General features: G+C 66.1%; 14 protein-coding genes. 9 read left to right on the plus strand and 5 right to left on the minus strand.

Annotated features, from left to right (window positions below):
* Nucleotides 1-87 precede the first annotated feature (87 nt).
* The 5 genes from ACCQ04_RS16200 (at nt 88) to ACCQ04_RS16220 (ending at nt 3,426) form a co-directional block, all read left to right on the plus strand.
* Nucleotides 88-678 (plus strand): 5-formyltetrahydrofolate cyclo-ligase, encoded by a 591-nt coding sequence (locus ACCQ04_RS16200; protein ID WP_104542300.1) that lies wholly within the window; start codon nt 88-90, stop codon nt 676-678.
* Nucleotides 675-1,145 (plus strand): EVE domain-containing protein, encoded by a 471-nt coding sequence (locus ACCQ04_RS16205; protein WP_016903558.1) that lies wholly within the window; start codon nt 675-677, stop codon nt 1,143-1,145. The genes ACCQ04_RS16200 and ACCQ04_RS16205 overlap by 4 nt, the downstream gene beginning before the upstream one ends.
* A 98-nt stretch (nt 1,146-1,243) precedes the next feature.
* Complete coding sequence (gene rpiA, locus ACCQ04_RS16210; RefSeq protein ID WP_016903557.1) at nt 1,244-1,891, plus strand: ribose-5-phosphate isomerase RpiA; 648 nt, start codon at nt 1,244-1,246, stop codon at nt 1,889-1,891.
* A 163-nt stretch (nt 1,892-2,054) separates the two neighbouring features.
* Nucleotides 2,055-2,504 (plus strand): DUF192 domain-containing protein, encoded by a 450-nt coding sequence (locus ACCQ04_RS16215; protein ID WP_054592121.1) that lies wholly within the window; start codon nt 2,055-2,057, stop codon nt 2,502-2,504.
* Between the two features lie 40 nt (nt 2,505-2,544).
* Nucleotides 2,545-3,426, plus strand: a complete 882-nt coding sequence (locus ACCQ04_RS16220; protein WP_046344164.1) for a SirB1 family protein — start codon at nt 2,545-2,547, stop codon at nt 3,424-3,426.
* Between the two features lie 89 nt (nt 3,427-3,515).
* On the opposite strand, the gene ACCQ04_RS16225 is transcribed toward ACCQ04_RS16220, so the two are convergent.
* Nucleotides 3,516-3,755 (minus strand): rubredoxin, encoded by a 240-nt coding sequence (locus ACCQ04_RS16225; protein ID WP_024938106.1) that lies wholly within the window; start codon nt 3,753-3,755, stop codon nt 3,516-3,518.
* A gap of 23 nt (nt 3,756-3,778) precedes the next feature.
* Here ACCQ04_RS16225 and thiE point away from each other — a divergent pair, with 23 nt between their 5' ends.
* Nucleotides 3,779-4,402, plus strand: coding sequence for a thiamine phosphate synthase (thiE, locus tag ACCQ04_RS16230; protein ID WP_372358562.1), 624 nt, complete (start codon nt 3,779-3,781; stop codon nt 4,400-4,402).
* A gap of 678 nt (nt 4,403-5,080) precedes the next feature.
* On the opposite strand, the gene ACCQ04_RS16235 is transcribed toward thiE, so the two are convergent.
* Nucleotides 5,081-8,257, minus strand: a complete 3,177-nt coding sequence (locus ACCQ04_RS16235; protein ID WP_024938104.1) for a TonB-dependent receptor — start codon at nt 8,255-8,257, stop codon at nt 5,081-5,083.
* A gap of 307 nt (nt 8,258-8,564) precedes the next feature.
* On the opposite strand from ACCQ04_RS16235, the gene hemL reads away from it, so the two are divergent.
* The 3 genes from hemL (at nt 8,565) to ACCQ04_RS16250 (ending at nt 14,378) form a co-directional block, all read left to right on the plus strand.
* The gene (gene hemL, locus ACCQ04_RS16240; RefSeq protein WP_024938103.1) at nt 8,565-9,854 is read left to right on the plus strand and encodes a glutamate-1-semialdehyde 2,1-aminomutase; all 1,290 of its coding nucleotides are present in this window, start codon (nt 8,565-8,567) and stop codon (nt 9,852-9,854) included.
* A 487-nt stretch (nt 9,855-10,341) separates the two neighbouring features.
* A complete protein-coding gene (locus ACCQ04_RS16245) occupies nt 10,342-13,113 on the plus strand; it encodes a winged helix-turn-helix domain-containing protein (protein ID WP_226427407.1) in 2,772 nt (923 codons plus the stop codon).
* Between the two features lie 74 nt (nt 13,114-13,187).
* Nucleotides 13,188-14,378, plus strand: a complete 1,191-nt coding sequence (locus ACCQ04_RS16250; protein ID WP_226427408.1) for an FAD-dependent monooxygenase — start codon at nt 13,188-13,190, stop codon at nt 14,376-14,378.
* 224 nt (nt 14,379-14,602) lie between these two features.
* Here the strand turns inward: ACCQ04_RS16250 and azu are convergent, their stop codons facing one another.
* The 3 genes from azu to ACCQ04_RS16265 form a co-directional block, all read right to left on the minus strand.
* Entirely contained in the window at nt 14,603-15,052 is a 450-nt protein-coding gene (gene azu / locus ACCQ04_RS16255) for an azurin (RefSeq protein WP_226427409.1), read from the minus strand.
* A gap of 91 nt (nt 15,053-15,143) precedes the next feature.
* Nucleotides 15,144-16,346 (minus strand): pyridoxal phosphate-dependent aminotransferase, encoded by a 1,203-nt coding sequence (locus ACCQ04_RS16260; RefSeq protein WP_226427410.1) that lies wholly within the window; start codon nt 16,344-16,346, stop codon nt 15,144-15,146.
* Nucleotides 16,347-16,376: 30 nt separating this feature from the next.
* Nucleotides 16,377-16,880: a RidA family protein gene (locus ACCQ04_RS16265; RefSeq protein ID WP_184613095.1), complete on the minus strand. Its 504-nt coding sequence runs from the start codon at nt 16,878-16,880 to the stop codon at nt 16,377-16,379.
* Between the last annotated feature and the right edge of the window lie 24 nt (nt 16,881-16,904).

Consider the following 16,904-nt stretch of genomic DNA (forward strand, 5'->3'; position numbering starts at 1 on the left):
GGCACCAGCGATCGGTGGGACACGCGCAGCTAGGCAGGCGCGTCCACGCCATCGACAATATCCCTCCGCCTATCGCTGCGAGACGCCATGACCGACGACCGAGACGCCTTGCGCCAGCAGTTGCGCGCGCTGCGCCGCAGCCTGCCCGCAGCGCAGCGCCTGGCAGCCGCGGATGCGCTGGCCGAGCGCCTGCTGGCGCTGCCGTTCGCGCCGCAGACCGGCGCGGTGGCCGGGTACTGGGCGATGGATGGCGAAATCGCGCTGCATCGCTGGCAACTGAGCCTGCCGGCCGGCGTGCGCTATTGCCTGCCGGTGCTGGACGGGCGCGTCCTGCGCTTTGCGCCGTGGCGGCCGGGCCAGGGGCTGGTCAGCAACCGCTACGGCATCCCCGAGCCGGACGTGGCGCGCACCGCGCTGCTCGCACCCGAGGAGATGGCGCTGGTGGTGACGCCGTTGACCGGCTTCGACGCGCAGTGCCGGCGGCTGGGCATGGGAGGCGGCTGGTATGATCGCAGCTTCGCGTTCCGGCATCGCCAGACGCCGCCGCCCTGGCTGGTCGGCGTCGGCTTCGCCGCGCAGCAGCTGCCCGCCCTGCCCATCGAATCCTGGGACGTGGCGGTGGATGCGATCTGCACCGAACACGCCACCTTCCTGAAAGACGACGCCGTTTCCGAATGACTGCCCGCAAGCGCTACTGGTTGATGAAGTCCGAGCCGGACACGTTTTCCATCGATGATCTGGAACGCGTCGGCACCGAACCTTGGAACGGCGTGCGCAACTACCAGGCACGCAACTTCATGCGCGACGGCATGCATGTCGGCGACGGGGTGTTGTTCTACCACTCCAACTGCAAGGTGCCGGGCATTGTCGGCATCGCCAAGGTCGCCAGCGCAGCATATCCGGACGACACCCAGTTCGATCCCAAATCCGATTACCACGACCCCAAGGCCACCCGCGAAGATCCGCGCTGGATGCTGGTGGATGTGGCCTTCGAGCGCAAACTCACGCGCACGATCGCACTGGACGAAATCAAGCAGCAGGCCGACGCCCTGGGCGAAGGCTTCCCGCTGATCGCCCGCGGCAACCGCCTGTCGATCCTGCCGGTGACCGCCGCGCAGTGGAAATTGTTGCTGGCGATGGAGTAGCCGGGAGTAGAGATTCGGGATTTGCGATTTGCAAATCCCGCTCAGCCCAGCCGCTCTTGCGATTCCCCAATCCCGATTCCCCAATCCCGAGCCCCCAAATGTCCGAAGCAAAACGCCTGGCCGCCGAAAAAGCGATCGATTACGTGGAAGACGGCATGATCGTCGGGGTCGGTACCGGTTCAACGGTGGCCTACTTCATCGATGCCTTGGGCCGCATCAGCCACCGCATCAAGGGGGCGGTGTCCAGCTCCGAGCAGAGCAGCGCGCAGCTCAGGCGGCATGGCATCGAGGTGCTGGATCTCAACCACACCGGCAATCTGTCGCTGTATGTGGATGGCGCCGACGAGTGCGACCCGAACCGTTGCCTGATCAAGGGCGGCGGCGCAGCGTTGACGCGCGAGAAGATCATTGCCGAGGCCAGCGAGCGCTTCATCTGCATCGTCGACCCGAGCAAGCAGGTGCCGGTGCTGGGCAAGTTCCCGCTGCCGGTGGAAGTGATTCCGATGGCGCGCAGCCTGGTGGCCCGCCAGATCCTGGCGCTCACCGGCGGTCAGCCGGTATGGCGCGATGGCGTGGTCACCGACAACGGCAACGTGGTGCTGGACGTGCACAACCTGCAGATCACCGACCCGGTGGCGCTGGAGCGCAGCCTGAACCAGATTCCCGGCGTGGTCTGCGTGGGCCTGTTCGCGCGTCGCCCGGCCGATGTGGTGATCGTCGGTGGCGAGCCGCCGCGGGTGATCTGAGCGATCGCGTGCAAGCACGCGCATACGCAGTTGCGGCCCGCGTTGCGAAGCGACAGCGGGCCGGACTCCTGTCACCTGCGATGACGGTACGCCGCACCACAGCGGCTTGACGCACGCGGCCGCTTGGCAGATGGTGCGGCATCCCCGCCCACTGGTATGCAGCATGCGCCGTCTTTGCTTCCTCGCCCTTGCGTTGTTGATCCTGCTCAGCGGCTGCGCCAGCAGCGGCGGCAGCTGGGTGGAACTGGCCGGCACGCGCTACCAGGTGGAGCTGGCGCAGAACGATGCCGACCGCGCCAAAGGCCTGATGTTTCGCGATGCCATGGCGGACGATCACGGCATGCTGTTCGTCCACGACCGCCAGGAACCGCTGGCGTACTGGATGAAGAACACCAAGATCGCGCTGGATATCCTGTATTTCGACAATGAACGCCGGCTGGTCTCGCAACAGCGCGACGTGCCGCCGTGTTCGGGCGGCGACGCCTGCCCGCCCTACCCCAGCAAGCGCCCGGCCCGTTACGTGCTGGAACTCAATGCCGGCCAGGCCGCCAGGCTCAACCTGCAGGACGGCGCCAGCCTGACCCTGAGCCCGGATATCCCAAAGCTCAAGTGAATCTCACGCGACAGGCCCTTCCTGTCAGGAAGTACCGGACTTGAACCACGCGCCGCTTGCCGACACTCTTGGCAGCATGGTCGACATGCTCCCACTTCCCCATTGGACCGCGCTCGCCAGCCTGGACGACGACGCAGTGCCGTTGATGTCCACCGCGCTGCTGATTGCGCGCGACGAGTATCCGCAGCTGGACGCCGAGCTGTACGACACGCTGGTGCAAAGCCATGTCGAGCATCTGCGCCGCGAGGTGGAGGCGATCGACCTGTGGCCGCTGAAGATGGCCGCGGTCAATCGCTACCTGTTCGACGAGCTGGGCTATTCGGGCAATCACGACGAGTACTACGACCCGCGCAACAGCTACCTCAACCAGGTCTTCGAACGCCGCCTGGGCAACCCGATCTCGCTGGCGATGGTGCAGATCGAAGTCGCGCGCCGGCTGGGCATTCCGCTGGCGGGCGTGTCGTTTCCCGGGCATTTCCTGGTGCGTTTGCCGGTGGACGACGGCGTGCTGGTCATGGATCCGTTCAACGGCGGCCGCCCGCTGGGCGTGGACGAGCTGCGCGAGCGCGCGCGTCCGCACCTGGGTGGCGAGATCCCCGACGACCGCGCCCTGGCGCAGATCCTCGACCCCGCACCGCATCGCGCGATCCTGATCCGCATCCTGCGCAATCTGCACGGCGTCTACGCCGATGCCGAGCACTGGGACCGCGCCGCGCGCAGTGCCGACCGCATCCTGAAGCTGGTGCCGGACCAGCCCGAGGCGCTACGCGATCGCGGCATGGCCTATCTGCACCTGGGCCACCGCAACGGCGCACGCCACGATCTGTCGCGTTATCTGCAGCTCAATCCCAGTGCGCAGGACGCGGCCAATCTGCACGAGCATCTGGTCGAGCTGAACAGTCAGCGCGCGCGCGCGCACTGAAAACACCGCCTGCAAGGCCCTCGCCAGCACCATGCGAACGTGTGCCGGCGATGTTGTGGCGCGAAAAACGCAGCGACCCAGCCAGGACCTCAGTCGATCTCGACCATCTCGAAGTCGTCCTTGGTCACGCCGCAATCCGGGCAAGTCCAGGTGTCGGGAACGTCCTGCCAGGCGGTGCCCGGGGCGATGCCCTCTTCGGGGATGCCGTCGGCCTCGTGGTAGAGAAACCCGCAGACGACGCACATCCAGGTGCGGTAGGTGGTCGTGGATGTCTCGCTCATCGGATAATCGCGGTCACGCAACGGTGGGGCTGCATTGTCCCATCCCACCCACCGCTTCCGGAAGCGCTGCCATGTCCGACCTGCACAACGCCCGCGGCGTCTACCTCATCACGCCCGACGAACCCGACACCGCACGCCTGATCGCGCGCACCTTGCCGCTGCTGCCCGCTGTCACCTGGCTGCAGTACCGCAACAAGCAGGCCACTGCGGCGCTGCGCCTGGAACAGGCCAGCGCGCTGCGCGAGGTGTGCGCTGCGCACGATGTGCCGTTGATCATCAACGACGATGCGCAGCTGGCACGACAGGTGGGCGCGCAGGGCGTGCACCTGGGCGAAGACGATGGCGAGGCGGCCGCGGCGCGTGCGCTGTTGGGCGAACAGGCCATCATCGGGGTGTCGTGCTACGACGAGATTGCGCGCGCGCGCGCAGCGGTCGCGGCCGGCGCCAGCTATGTGGCCTTCGGCGCGTTCTTCCCGACCACCACCAAGGTGACGACACGCCGCGCCACGCCGGCGTTGCTGCAGCAAGCCGCAGCGCTGGGAGTGCCGCGCGTGGCGATCGGTGGCATCGCGGCTGCGCAGGTGCCCGGCTTGGTGGCTGCAGGTGCCGAGTTGATTGCAGTGGTCAGCGGCGTGTACGCCGCGCCGGACCCGCTCGCGGCAGTGCAGGCATATCGGGCCGGGTTTGCACGCTAGCGTGGCTGGCAGACGACAGACGTTACCCGCGACACGCGCACGCGAAGACGCAAGAGACCGAGACTCGAGTCGAAGCGTCGTTTATTGGATGCAGTCAAAAGCTCGGTGGGTCGAGGGCGCGGTGCCTTCACCGCTCGCGGAACACGCCGTGAATCCGTCCATGGAGGCTGCTTGGCGGCATCCACGCCGCCAAGGGCTCCGCAATCGGCAAGGACACCGCACCAGGAAATTTGCCGGTGACCAGGTGAAAAACCTGCTTGTTGCCAGACCTGCGTGAGGTACTCAGAAAGTCGTAGGGTGCATGCCTAAAGCCTGCCTGTTGCTCGAACTGCAACGGGGTTTCGGACGCGACGTCATCCGAACAACGTGCGTCATGCTCTGTTCTTAACCAGGCGCACCAACCCTCCCGACTGGTCCTTGCCCGCCCACCGTCGCGGGACCTTACGCGGCATGGATGCCGCGTAAGAGCCTACACGGACGTACTTGCGGCGTGTCCCGCGAGGGTGGGCGGGCAAGAGCCCCGCAGCCAAACTGCAGATCAACCGCTTTACGACTGATCTATGCGCGCGACCAATCCTCCATCAGCGCATACGAATGGCGACGTGACGTACAGACAACAAGGCAGCGACGCGTGCCATCACGCGTCGCTGCCGGGACCGACCTTATCGCCTGGCGCGATTAGAAGTCGTAGCTCAATGTCACCCGGCCCGAGCGCGGTGCCTGGTAGGCCACCACCTGATCCCAGAGCGGGTTGGTGGTGTTGTCGGGCAGCTGCGAGAACGGGTAGATGTTGGTTGCGGTCTGCTCGTTGGTGATGTTGAACACGTCAAAGCGCAGTGCCAGCTTGCCGGCGGCGAATGCCGGCTTGTAGGTCACGCCCATGTCGAGCTGCGCGATCCAGCCCAGCCTCCCCTGCGAGCCGGGAGGCGATGCCACGCCGGTACCGGTCTCCGGGTTGTAGCAGTAGTGGTAAGGACCGCCGGTGATCGCGCTGCCACCGTAGCCGGCCGGGTCGGTGCCGGTGTAGTTGTCGCCGTAGTAGTTGCCCAGGCAATTGTGCGGCGCGCCCGAGATCAGGCTGAAGTTGGCCGACGCACCCCATTGCGGAGTGAACTGGTAGAAACCGAACAGCTTGAGCTGATGACGGTGATCGTTGGATTGATCGCCGTTGAAGTGTTCCATCAGCGCCGCGTGGTCCCAGCTCTGCGTGGTGGAAACCGAGGCCTGGCCCTGGTAGCTGCCCAAAGCGCCGCCGGTGCGCCACAGGTCAGAACGCACCTGACCTTCGGTGGTGCCATAGCTATGCGACCAGACATAGTTGACCTTGGCGTACCACTTGCCGTCGAACGGGCGCTCCAGATTGAATTCGACCGCCGAGTAATTGCGCTTGAACTTCGGGAAGCCCGCCGCCTCGCGGCTCACCGACACTTCATGGAACTGGCCATCGGTACCGATCACGCCCCAGGTGTTGGTCTGGCCCGGATTGATCAGCGATGCACCGGCAACCTGCGAGAAGTCGATGGTGACACCCTGGGCGGCCGCAGCGGCGATCAACGCCGTATTGGAAACGTCGTAGTTCTGATCGTCGATCCCCGCATTGAGGCGGCGATGCGTGCCGCGCACGCCCAGCACCCAGCCGGTGTCCAGCTGCTTGGTGAAACCGAGGATGACCTCGTCCTGGTTCTCGCCTTCGATGTCCTTGACCACCGCGGTGCGCACGTCGGCGATGCGGCCGAAACGCGAGTTGGCCGACACCGCCGACCCCAGCTGCTGCGCCAGGATCGGCGTGCCATCGGCATTGATGCCGCTGTAGGTGAAGTAGGTATCGGTAGTGGTGGCCGGGGTGAACAGGCTCACTGCCGACAACGGCAGGCCGAGGTAATAACGGCCCACGTTGCCGAACACCTTCAGGCTGGAATCGCCGTTGACGTCCCAGCTGAAGCCCAGCCGCGGCGCCCAGGCGTTATCCACTTCGATGTAGGGGTCGCCGAACGGGGTGTAGTTGGTGAACTCGTCCTTGCGCAGGCCGATGCTCAGCAGCAGGTTGTCGGTGACCTGCCATTTGTCTTCGATGTAGTAGGCGCGTTGCTTGGCCTCGTAGGAATACAGGCTGGTATTGATGTTGCGCACCACGTAATAGCCGCTGGACCCGTTGACCGGATCGACCAGGCCCGGGCTAGGTGCGCCGATGCCACCGGCTTCGTTGGCCGACTGGCTGACCAGCCCGCCCGTCCGCAGGCCATTCGGATCGTTGGTCTGGCCATAGGTCCATGCAAAGCCCGGGCCGGACAGCACCGAGCCCACATCGATACCCTCGGACTTCTGGTTATCGATCCCGAAGTTGAGCGTGTGGTGGCCGATGCGCCATTCCAGATTCAGGCGTTGATTGTCTTTCTTGTATTCGCGATCCGGTGAACTGACCGAGGTGACCAGCTGATTGCCGATGCGCGGTGTGCCGCCGGTGTAGGCCGGATTCTGCAGCGCGGCACTGTTGATGACCGGCCCGCCGGCCGCGTTGTAGTTGAAGGGCGTCAGCTCATCGGGCGTTTTCATCTTGCCGTACAGCGCGGTCACGGTGAGGTTGTCGCTGAGGTAGCCGGTGTACTTGCCGGTGAACAGGGTCGGGCCGGTCTTCCAGGTGGACTCGTCGGTGAAATAGCTGCCACGCTGGCGATTGACGTAGTCGTAGCGGTAGATCGACCCATTGGTCTCTGCCTCGTCGCTGGCGCCGGTCACCTCGATCAGGTGGTTGTCGGTGATGTTCCAGTCCACCTTGGCGTACCAGCGCTTCTGCTTGTAGTCGTAATCGGTGAGACCGCCGGTGCGGCCGTTGTCGGTGTCGCGATTGGTGCCGACGCGTACGCCGTCCGAATCCACCTGTTCGGCGGCCAGGAAGAAGAACAGCTTGTCCTGGATGATCGGCCCGCCGACGTAGGCGCTGTAGGTGGTCTGATTCGCTTCGGCCTCGCTCGCCGGCTGATACAGGCCATTGGCCGAGCGCGCGTAGCGGTAGGCGGCGTTGTTGATCGTGCTGCCCTGGCTGTCCGGGCGCCAATAGATGTCGCGCTGATTGGCCTTGAGACCGTTCGGCTCCCAGATCACCGCCGCGCCGAACTTCCACTCATTGGTGCCGCGCTTGCCGATCTGGTTGATCACGCCGCCATTGGCGCGGCCGTACTGCGCGCCGTAGCCGCCGGTGAAGATTTCCTGCTGGTCGATGGCGCCGTACGGCAGGGTCAGGCCGCCCAGGTTGTTGCTGATGGTGGTGGTGTTGAAGCCGTTGAGGTAATAGGCGTTTTCGCTGGCGGCCGAGCCGCCGAAGCTGGGCAGCGAGCCACCGAGCGGGCCATTGTCGAAACCGCCGCTGTTGACCACCACGCCCGGTGCGAGCAGCGCGATTGCCTCGGCGGTGCGGCCCAGCGGCAGCTGCTGCAGCTGCTCGGCGGTGACCACGGTGCGGGTGTCCACGCTGCTGACGTCGATGGTGGTCAGGCCTGCGGCGGTGACGGTCACGCTGTCCAGGGTCTGCATGCCGCTCCCCGACGCGGCAGCGAACGAGACGTCGGTGTTGGCGCCGACGGTGATCGCGACGTTCTCGCGCGTCTCCACCACCGCGCCGTCGCGCTTGACGGTGACCTTGTAGGTGCCCAGCGGCAGGTTGCCGGCGGTGTAACGGCCGCGCGCATCCACCGGTACTTCGCGGCTGAACCCGCTGTTGTTTTCCACCAGCACGCTGGTGCCGCTGCTCTGCCCCACGCTGCCGACGATGCTGCCGCTGGTGGACTGCGCGTGGACGCTCCCCATGGCCACGACCAGCGCCAACGCCAAGGCACGCTTCTGGATACTACGGTTCATGCTGTCTCCCCCAAGTCTGGAACTGTCGGCAACGCGACAAAAATGAACGGCGCCAAGGGCACCGGAATCACACTCTCTGAACATCCGCCGCAGGAGGCCAATGACCGCAGGTCATCTGCTCATGCCAAACCGTCGATACCGTCCCGTTCGATCATAGGCAGCCGGGTTGCCCTACCCGCCCGCTCCGACGGGTAGGCAGGCACCTGGTGGGTAGGCGGACAGGGGCCGCAAGCCTGACAATGGCGAATGCGCTGCCCGCAGTCGGGCTGCGCCGCCCCCACTCGGTACCACTCAAGGATCTGCGCGCATGAACCACACCCGCTCCCACGCCCTGTTCGCCCAGGCGCAGACGCTGCTGCCCGGCGGCGTCAACTCACCGGTGCGTGCATTCAAGTCGGTCGGCGGCGAGCCGTTCTTCGTGGCGCGCGCCGATGGCCCGTATCTGTATGACGTGGACGACAACCGCTACATCGACTACGTGGGCTCGTGGGGGCCGATGATTGCCGGCCACAATCACCCGGCAGTACGCGAAGCGGTGGAGCGCGCGATCCGCGACGGCCTGTCCTTCGGTGCGCCGTGTGCGGCCGAAGTCACCATGGCCGAGACGATCCACCGGCTGGTGCCGTCCTGCGAGATGGTGCGCATGGTCAATTCCGGCACCGAAGCCACGCTGTCGGCGGTGCGCCTGGCGCGCGGCGCCACCGGGCGCAACCGCATCGTCAAGTTCGAAGGCTGCTATCACGGCCATGGCGACTCGTTCCTGGTCAAGGCCGGCAGCGGCATGCTGACCCTGGGCGTGCCGACCTCGCCGGGCGTGCCGTCCGGCCTCAGCGAGTTGACCGCCACCCTCAGCTTCAACGACTTCGAAGGCGCCACCGCCCTGTTCGACGAGATCGGCGCCGACGTGGCGGCGGTGATCATCGAACCGGTGGTCGGCAATGCCAACTGCATTCCGCCGCAGGCCGGCTACCTGCAGCATCTGCGCACGCTGTGCACCCGGCATGGCGCACTGCTGATCTTCGACGAGGTGATGACCGGTTTCCGCGTCGCGCTCGGTGGCGCCCAGGCGCATTACGGGGTCACGCCGGACCTGAGCACCTTCGGCAAGATCATCGGCGGCGGCATGCCGGTGGGTGCGTACGGCGGCCGGCGCGACTTGATGGAGCAGATCGCTCCGGCCGGCCCGATCTACCAGGCCGGCACCTTGTCGGGTAACCCGGTGGCGATGGCGGCGGGCCTGGCGATGCTGGAGCTGGTGCAGGAGCCGGGCTTCCACGCCCGCCTGAGCGAGGCCACCAGCGTATTGTGCGAAGGACTGGAAGATGCCGCGCGCGCGGCCGGCATTGCCGTCACCACCAATCAGGTCGGCGGCATGTTCGGATTGTTCTTCACCGACGAGATCGTGGAGAGCTACGCGCAGGCCACTGCCTGCGACATCACCACCTTCAACCGTTTCTTCCACGCGATGCTGCAGCGGGGCGTGTATCTGGCGCCGTCGGCGTACGAGGCCGGCTTCATGTCCAGCGCGCACGACGCGGCAGTGATCGAGGCCACACTGGCCGCCGCGCGCGAGGCGTTTGCGGAAGTGGCGCACTGAGGCGTCTTCGGACGTCGTCTTGTCTGCGAGCTGGCACGGACACGCTGACCTTGTGTGGCGTTGAAAGCCAGGCGTGATCGCGTGCCTCGCGATGCTCACCGATGGCGCTGGCCGCAAGGCTCGCGCCATCGGCGATGCTGATGTGTATCTCGACTCCGCGCCGACGCTGAACAGGCGCGGCGCCGGCGTCGTGTCCGGGCCCATGGCGTCCGGATGGACTCGGCTGTTGCCTGGCGCTTGCGCGCGCCCTGCGCCATCGCTTGCGCCATTCAGGCGGCGGCGCAACGACAAGCTTTGCTTTTGTCTTGTGGCTGTCATACCTTTCTGAAAGGTGTCCACGGATGGGCATGGGTGGGGACCCTCGAAGCAGCCGATCTGACGTTGTCGCCGGTCACGGTGACGCCATCTGCATCGCCGCTGTTTCATCACGATCTGCAGCGTGTCGAGCCGGCGCGCTGCCGACGCTTGCCAGGGCCGCCCTCGCCTCATGCTCAAGCCTGTTGCGTTGCTCACACCGCGCCCCTCACCGTCGCGCGATTCCGCCCTTCCCGATTGGCTGCTTGCCAGCAAGCTGGAGCCGCCGCTGCCGCGTACCGGTGCGGTGGTGCGCGGTGCCTTGCTGGCGGCGCTGGATCAGGCCCAGGCCCGGCCACTCACCCTGCTGCTGGCACCGCCTGGGTTCGGCAAGACCACGCTGCTGGCGCAGTGGCATGCGCAGCTGCGCGCACGCGAGCACGCGGCCGTGGCCTGGCTGTCGCTGGACGAAGAGGACGCCGATGCCGCGCGCTTCCTTGGCCATCTGGCGTTGGCGATCCAGCACGCAGGTGCCGATCCGGCGCTGTGCGCCGCAGTGCTGCACAACCGCGACCAGGATCCGCGCGAGGCGGTGACGGTGCTGATCCGCGCGCTGCGCGCGGCGCCACGGCGCATCAGCGTGATTCTTGACGATTATGACCGGCTCGGCAGCGGCATCGTCGACGAGCTGGTACTGCGGCTGGTCGAACACGGCGGCGGACGCCTGCACCTGCTGCTGGCCACCCGGCGCGTGCCGGCACTGCCGCTGGCGCGGCTGGACCTGCAGGCACAGCTCAGCCGTCTCGGCAGTGCGCAACTGGCGCTGGACGAGCACGAGGCGCAGGCATTGCTGGGGCCCCAGGTCCCGGCGCCGGTAGTGGACGAATTGCTGCGCTACACCGAAGGTTGGCCGGTGGCGCTGCATCTGGCGCGCCTGTGGCTGGAGGGCGGCGTGCAACGTCAACAGGAGGTGGCCGCGCGTTTCTCCGGCCGCAGCGCACAAATTGCCGCGTACCTGGCCGAACAGGTGGTCAACGACCTGGATGCCGACACGCGCGATCTGCTGTTGCGGACCAGCCCACTGGAGCGCGTCAACGCAGCGCTGGCCGATGCGGTGCGCCAGCGCGACGACAGCGGCCGGCTGCTGGCGCGGCTGGAACATTTCCACGGCCTGCTGGTGCCCATGGATGGCGAGCGCGAATGGTTCCGCTATCACCCCTTGTTTGCCGACTTCCTGCAGCAACTGCTCGACCGCGAACATCCCGGCCAGGCCACGCACCTGCATCAACGGGCCGCACGCTGGTTTGGCGAGCATCAGCATCTGGCCGAAGCGGTGCGGCACGCATCGCGTGCCGAGTGTGGCGACCTGGCCGCCAGCTACATCGCGCGCGCCGGCACCTGGCAACTGGTGCTGACCCACGGCACGCACGAGGTGCGCGCACTGCTCCGGCATTTCGAACACCGCACCATCCGCGACACCCCGGCGCTGAATCTCACCCAGGCGCATCTGCACGCAAGGCTCGGCGAGTTCAGCCATGCGCGCCTGCTGCTGGAACGCTTCCGCGACTTTCCAGCGGCGCTGCGTGAGCCCTTGCAGCGCGACTACACGGTGGTGGTGGCGCTGTTGCGCGATCGCCTCGACGAAATCTGCGGCAATCCGCATGGCCTGACCCAGATCGCCGCGCAGGCATCCGCGCTGGACGAGGACGATCATCTGGGCCGCGGCATGCTGCTGTGCATCTGCGCCACCACCGCCATTGCGCAGGGCGCCTTTGCATTGGCCGAACGCTACGCCCTGAACGCACGCGACGCGATGCAGCGCGGCGGCAGCGAACCGGGCGCAAGCCAGGCGTTGCTGGCATTGGGCCAGAGCTTTTTCTACCGCGGGCAACTCGGCGACGCCGAAGCCTGTTACCGGCAGGCCCTGAACTGGTGCGCCCGCACCCCCCAATTGGATCGCGTGCTAGAGGCCGCCGGCCAGTGTCTGCTCGCGCAACTGCATTACGAACGCGGCCACCACGACGATGCGGCCGACCTGCTGCATCCGGCGCTGGAATTGCTGGAACAGCACGACGGCGGCATGGACGTGCTGGCCTCCGCCTACGGCACCGCGCTGGGACTGGAGCGTGTGCGCGACCACAGCGGGCGCAGTGCACTGGCGCTGCTCGAACACGTCGAACAGATCGCGCACGGGCGCAAGCTGACACGCCTGTCCGAGCTGGCGGCAGCATGGCGCTTGATGCTGTTGCTGGAACATCCGGGCAATGCCGCCATCGATGTGGTGATCGCCCGTACCGGCGGCGAATCCGGCTTGGCGCATACGCTGCGCTCGCCCCACCGCTGGCGCGATCGTGCGGCGATGGGCTTTGCGCTGGCACGCTGGCACCGGCTGGCCGGACGCAGCAGTGCCGCGCTGACCATCCTGGGCCAGATCGAACAGGCCTGCCTGGCCAATGACAATCTGTGCCACCTCGCGCGCACCCGCGCACGCATCGCCCTGGTGCTGCAGCAGCGTGGCGAACTGGCCGCGGCGCTGCCGCATCTGTACAGCGCGCTCGATCATGTGGCGCTGACGCAAAGCTGGCAGGCGATCGTCGAACTCGGACTGCCGGCCAAGGCAATGCTGCGCTCGCTGCGTCAACACGACCCGCAGACCGTCGGCGGCACCACCCGCGCACTCACCATCCAGGCCCTGCTCGAGCGCCTCAGCGGCGACGAGGACCCGGCCGGCGACATCTTCAGCGAGCGCGAGCTGGAAGTGCTCGCGCAGCTGGCACGTGGGTATTCCAACAAGCAGATTGCACGCTGTCTGCACCTGTCGGAAAACACGGTCAAGTTCCACTTGAAGAACCTCTATCGCAAGCTCGATGCACGCAGCCGCGAAAGCGCGTTGGCGCAGGCCTTGCAACGCGGGTTGTTGCGCGCAGCGTCTCCGCCCGGTAGTCCGGAGACGTCGCCAGGCTGACCGCCAGCGCCGGCGCTGGCTTCCGCCGATAAAAATACATCATGTATGATGTATTTTTATCGGGAGCTCACAGCATGGCTGCTCGTATCCTTGTCACGGGCGCCAGCGTTGCCGGCACCACCACGGCCTGGTGGCTTGCCAGGTATGGCCGCGATGTTGAAGTCGTGGAGCGCGCGCCGGCGTTCCGCGACGGCGGACAGAACGTGGACGTGCGCGGCACCGCGCGAGACGTGCTGCGCCGGATGGGCCTGGAGGCGTTGCTGCTCGAACGCAGCACCCGGGAGCGCGGCACCGATTGGGTCACCGAAGACAATCACGTGGTCGGCCGCTTCGAAGCGGCGCACTCCGACACCGACGGCGGCCCGACCGCGGAGATGGAAATCCGTCGCGGCGATATCGCCCGGATCATCTACGAGACCGCAGCAGCGCAAGGAGTGCGCTTCCACTTCGGTGACAGCATCGAACACATTGAGCAGCGCGACGGTGGCGTCCAGGTCACCTTTGCCGGCGGCCACCAGGAAACCTATGCACTTGTAGTGATCGCCGAGGGCGTCGGCTCGCACACCAGGGAGCTGGTTTTCCCTGCAGAAAATCGGCCGCGCTGGATGGACCTGACGATTGCCTACTTCAGCATTCCGCAGATCGCCAGTGACGGTGCCTATGCGCGGCAATACAACACGCTGGGTGGTCGGGGAGCGGTGGTGAAACCTGCACGCGACGGCAAGTTGGGAGTCTATCTTGGCATCCAGAAGCGACCCGGTCACGAGAACAGCTGGAGCGTGGCGCAGCAGCGCACCTTGATTCGTGCCCAGTTCTCTGCGCTGGGCTGGGAGTTTCCGCGCATCCTGGATGCGATGACGGACGTCGACGACTTCTACTTCGATGTGCTGCGCCAGGTACGCATGGACCGCTGGTCCAACGGTCGGGTGGTCCTGACCGGCGATGCGGCATGGTGCCCGACCGCACTGTCCGGCATCGGCACCACGCTTGCGATCGTGGGTGCCTACGTCCTTGCCGGGGAGCTTGCCAGGTCGGACACGCCGGCAACCGCCTTCGCTCACTACGAACGCATCATGCGCCCCTTCGTCAAACAGGGGCAGAACATTCCCAAGCTGGTTCCGCGCCTGCTGTGGCCGCATACCCGCTTCGGCCTGGCAGTGCTGCGCAATGCCATCCGCCTGGCCAGCCGGCCCGCACTCAGGTCGTTCATCAACAACCATTTTGCACGGGACGCCAATGCCATCGCCTTGCCAAGCTACGAGTAGATCAACCGATTGACCGGGAAAGCCCGTTAAAAACGCAGACTACATCGCGTTCGGCGAAAGACGCTGATGCGCCAACGCCGAAACCAGAAGCAGCGTCCACGACGCTGGTTGGCGCCGCCGCCCACTCCGGTCGCGATCGCCCTGGAGCACGCGACGCAACCGCGTGCCAGCTCCCTCACACTTCACTCCTGCCGCGGCCACGCACACCTGCGGCACGTGACAGTTCAACCGAAACTCAGCGTGCCCTTCATCATCGCCCAATGGCCGGGGAACGAGCAGAAGAAGGTGTAATCGCCGCCCTTGCTCAACTTGCTGGTGGAAAAGCTCACCGTGGTGCTGTCGCCGCCGCCGATCACCTTGGTGTGCGCGATCACGCGCGCGTCGGCCTTGGGCAGATAGCTGTCGGCAATGGTGGAGCGTATGCCGGCATTGGCCACTGCCTGGAAGTCGGCGGACTTGGTCAGCACCCAGTTGTGCCCCATCACCGTGGCGGCCATCTTGCCGGAGTGCTTGAGCGTGAGGTCCACCTGCGTGCAGTCGGGCGCCAGCTTGATCGCGCTCTGGTCGAACTTCATCTGATCGTTGCCGGTGATGGTGACGGCGCAGGTACGCGCCCATGCCGAAGGCGCCAGCAGCACCAGACCAAGCACGGCAAATGTCGAAAACACTTTCAAGGGAACACTCCTGCGTTAAGGGATGCGCGACGCCCAGCGCGCCTGGCCACACCAGCGCGTTCGCATGCGCCGGTGGTGCCAGAGTAACGCCTCATGCGTAACGGAAAAAAGCATCCATCGGATCATGCACAGCGGCCGTAGCGTCCGGCAGCGGCAACGGGCCGCGCTTGCCGGCGATCACCTGCACGAAGGCCTGCTTGAAGCGTGCCATCTCCGCGTCGGTGCCGACGGTGATGCGCGACCAGGTCGGCCACACCGGCCAGCTACGCCCGATGAACACGCCATGGGTGGCCATGTCGTCCTTGAAGCCGGCGGCCGGGCGCTTCACATCGACCATGAAGCAGTTGCTCTCCGAGGCGGTGCAGGCGTAGCCCTGACTGGCGAGAAACTCCATCACGTCCTTGCGTGTGGCCGCGGTGCGTGCGCGGCGCTGCGGCACCAGTGCGGGATCGCGCAGGCTGGCCAGGCCTGCGGCGGCGGCGGTCACCGGCAGGCTGTTGACGCTGTAGAACATCAGCTTGGCCAGCAGGTCCGGGCGCGCGGCCGCATAGCCGAGGCGAATGCCGGCCATGCCGTAGAGCTTGGAGAAGGTACGCAACACCACCACGTCCTCGCCCGCGGCGACCATGTCGACCACGCTGCTGGTGCTCTGCGCAAAGTGGATATAGGCCTCGTCCACCACCAGCACGCTGCCCTTGGGCTTGTGCGCCAATGCGTAGTCCAGATCCTTGCGTGCGGTGACCGACCCGGTGGGATTGTTGGGATTGCAGATGTAGATCACGCCAGGGCTGGCGTCGGCGGCGCACATCGCCTGCACATCGTGCGAGAAGTCCTTGCGCAACGGCACCTTGATCAGGTTTGCGCCATTGCGGGTGGCGGCGCGCCAGCCGGATTCGTAGGTGGGATCGGCGGTGACCAACGCGGCGCTGGGCGAGGTGAACGCCAGCATCGTGTAGTCCAGCGGCTCGGTGGAGCCGGCGTAGGCCATCAGGTGATCGACAGGCAGCTTGAGCTCGGCGGCCAGGGTATCCATCAGCTCCCTCTGCACATCGCGCAGGTAGCGTCCGCCTTGCGGTGCGATCTGCGCGATGGCCTTGACCGCGGCCGCCGACGGGCCATCGGGAAATTCGTTGGAGCCGATCATCACCGGCGACAGCGCACTGGCCGGTGTCGGCGCGATGGCGGCGGAACGTTCGGCGGCGCTGGCCAGCAGCGGCAGCGCACTCGCACCGGCAGCGCCGGCAAACAGCGCGGAATCGCGCAGAAACATGCGGCGCGAAAGAGCAGTTTTCATGACAACCTCCAGCAGGACGGCACGACGGTTTCAGGGACGAACGGCGACCACTTCGATTTCCACCCGATACAGCGGATTGCCGAGCGCGGCGATCTGGAAGGCCGAGCGTGCCGGCAGGTTGGGCTGCTCCTTGGTGCCGAAGAACTGGCGGTAGCCCTCCATGAACCCGTTGAAATCCATCTTGCCGCCCATGGCCGGATCGCCGACCAGAAACACCTGCATCTTCACCACATCGCCCATCCCCAGGCCGAGCGCTGCGAGTTGCTGCTTGATCTGGTTCAACACGCTCACCGTCTGCGCCTTGGTGTCGCCATAGGCGGCAGCCGAATCCTTGGGCGCACTGGCATCCACCACCGCCGGCACCTTGCCGCTGACATAGACAGTGGCCTTGCCGGCAGGAATTTCCACGGCGGCAGCGATGGGGAAATCGCTGTTGGGAATCTTGTGGCGGATCACCTCGGCGGCGTGCGCAGCGGTGAGACCCGCAGACCACACCAGGGCGGCAGTGAGGACGGCTGTCACTGGACGGGACATGGCAACTCCTTGCATGAGAGAGAA

This window comes from Xanthomonas sp. NCPPB 2866, from assembly GCF_041475745.2.
In the GTDB taxonomy this organism is placed as follows: Bacteria; Pseudomonadota; Gammaproteobacteria; order Xanthomonadales; family Xanthomonadaceae; genus Xanthomonas; species Xanthomonas arboricola.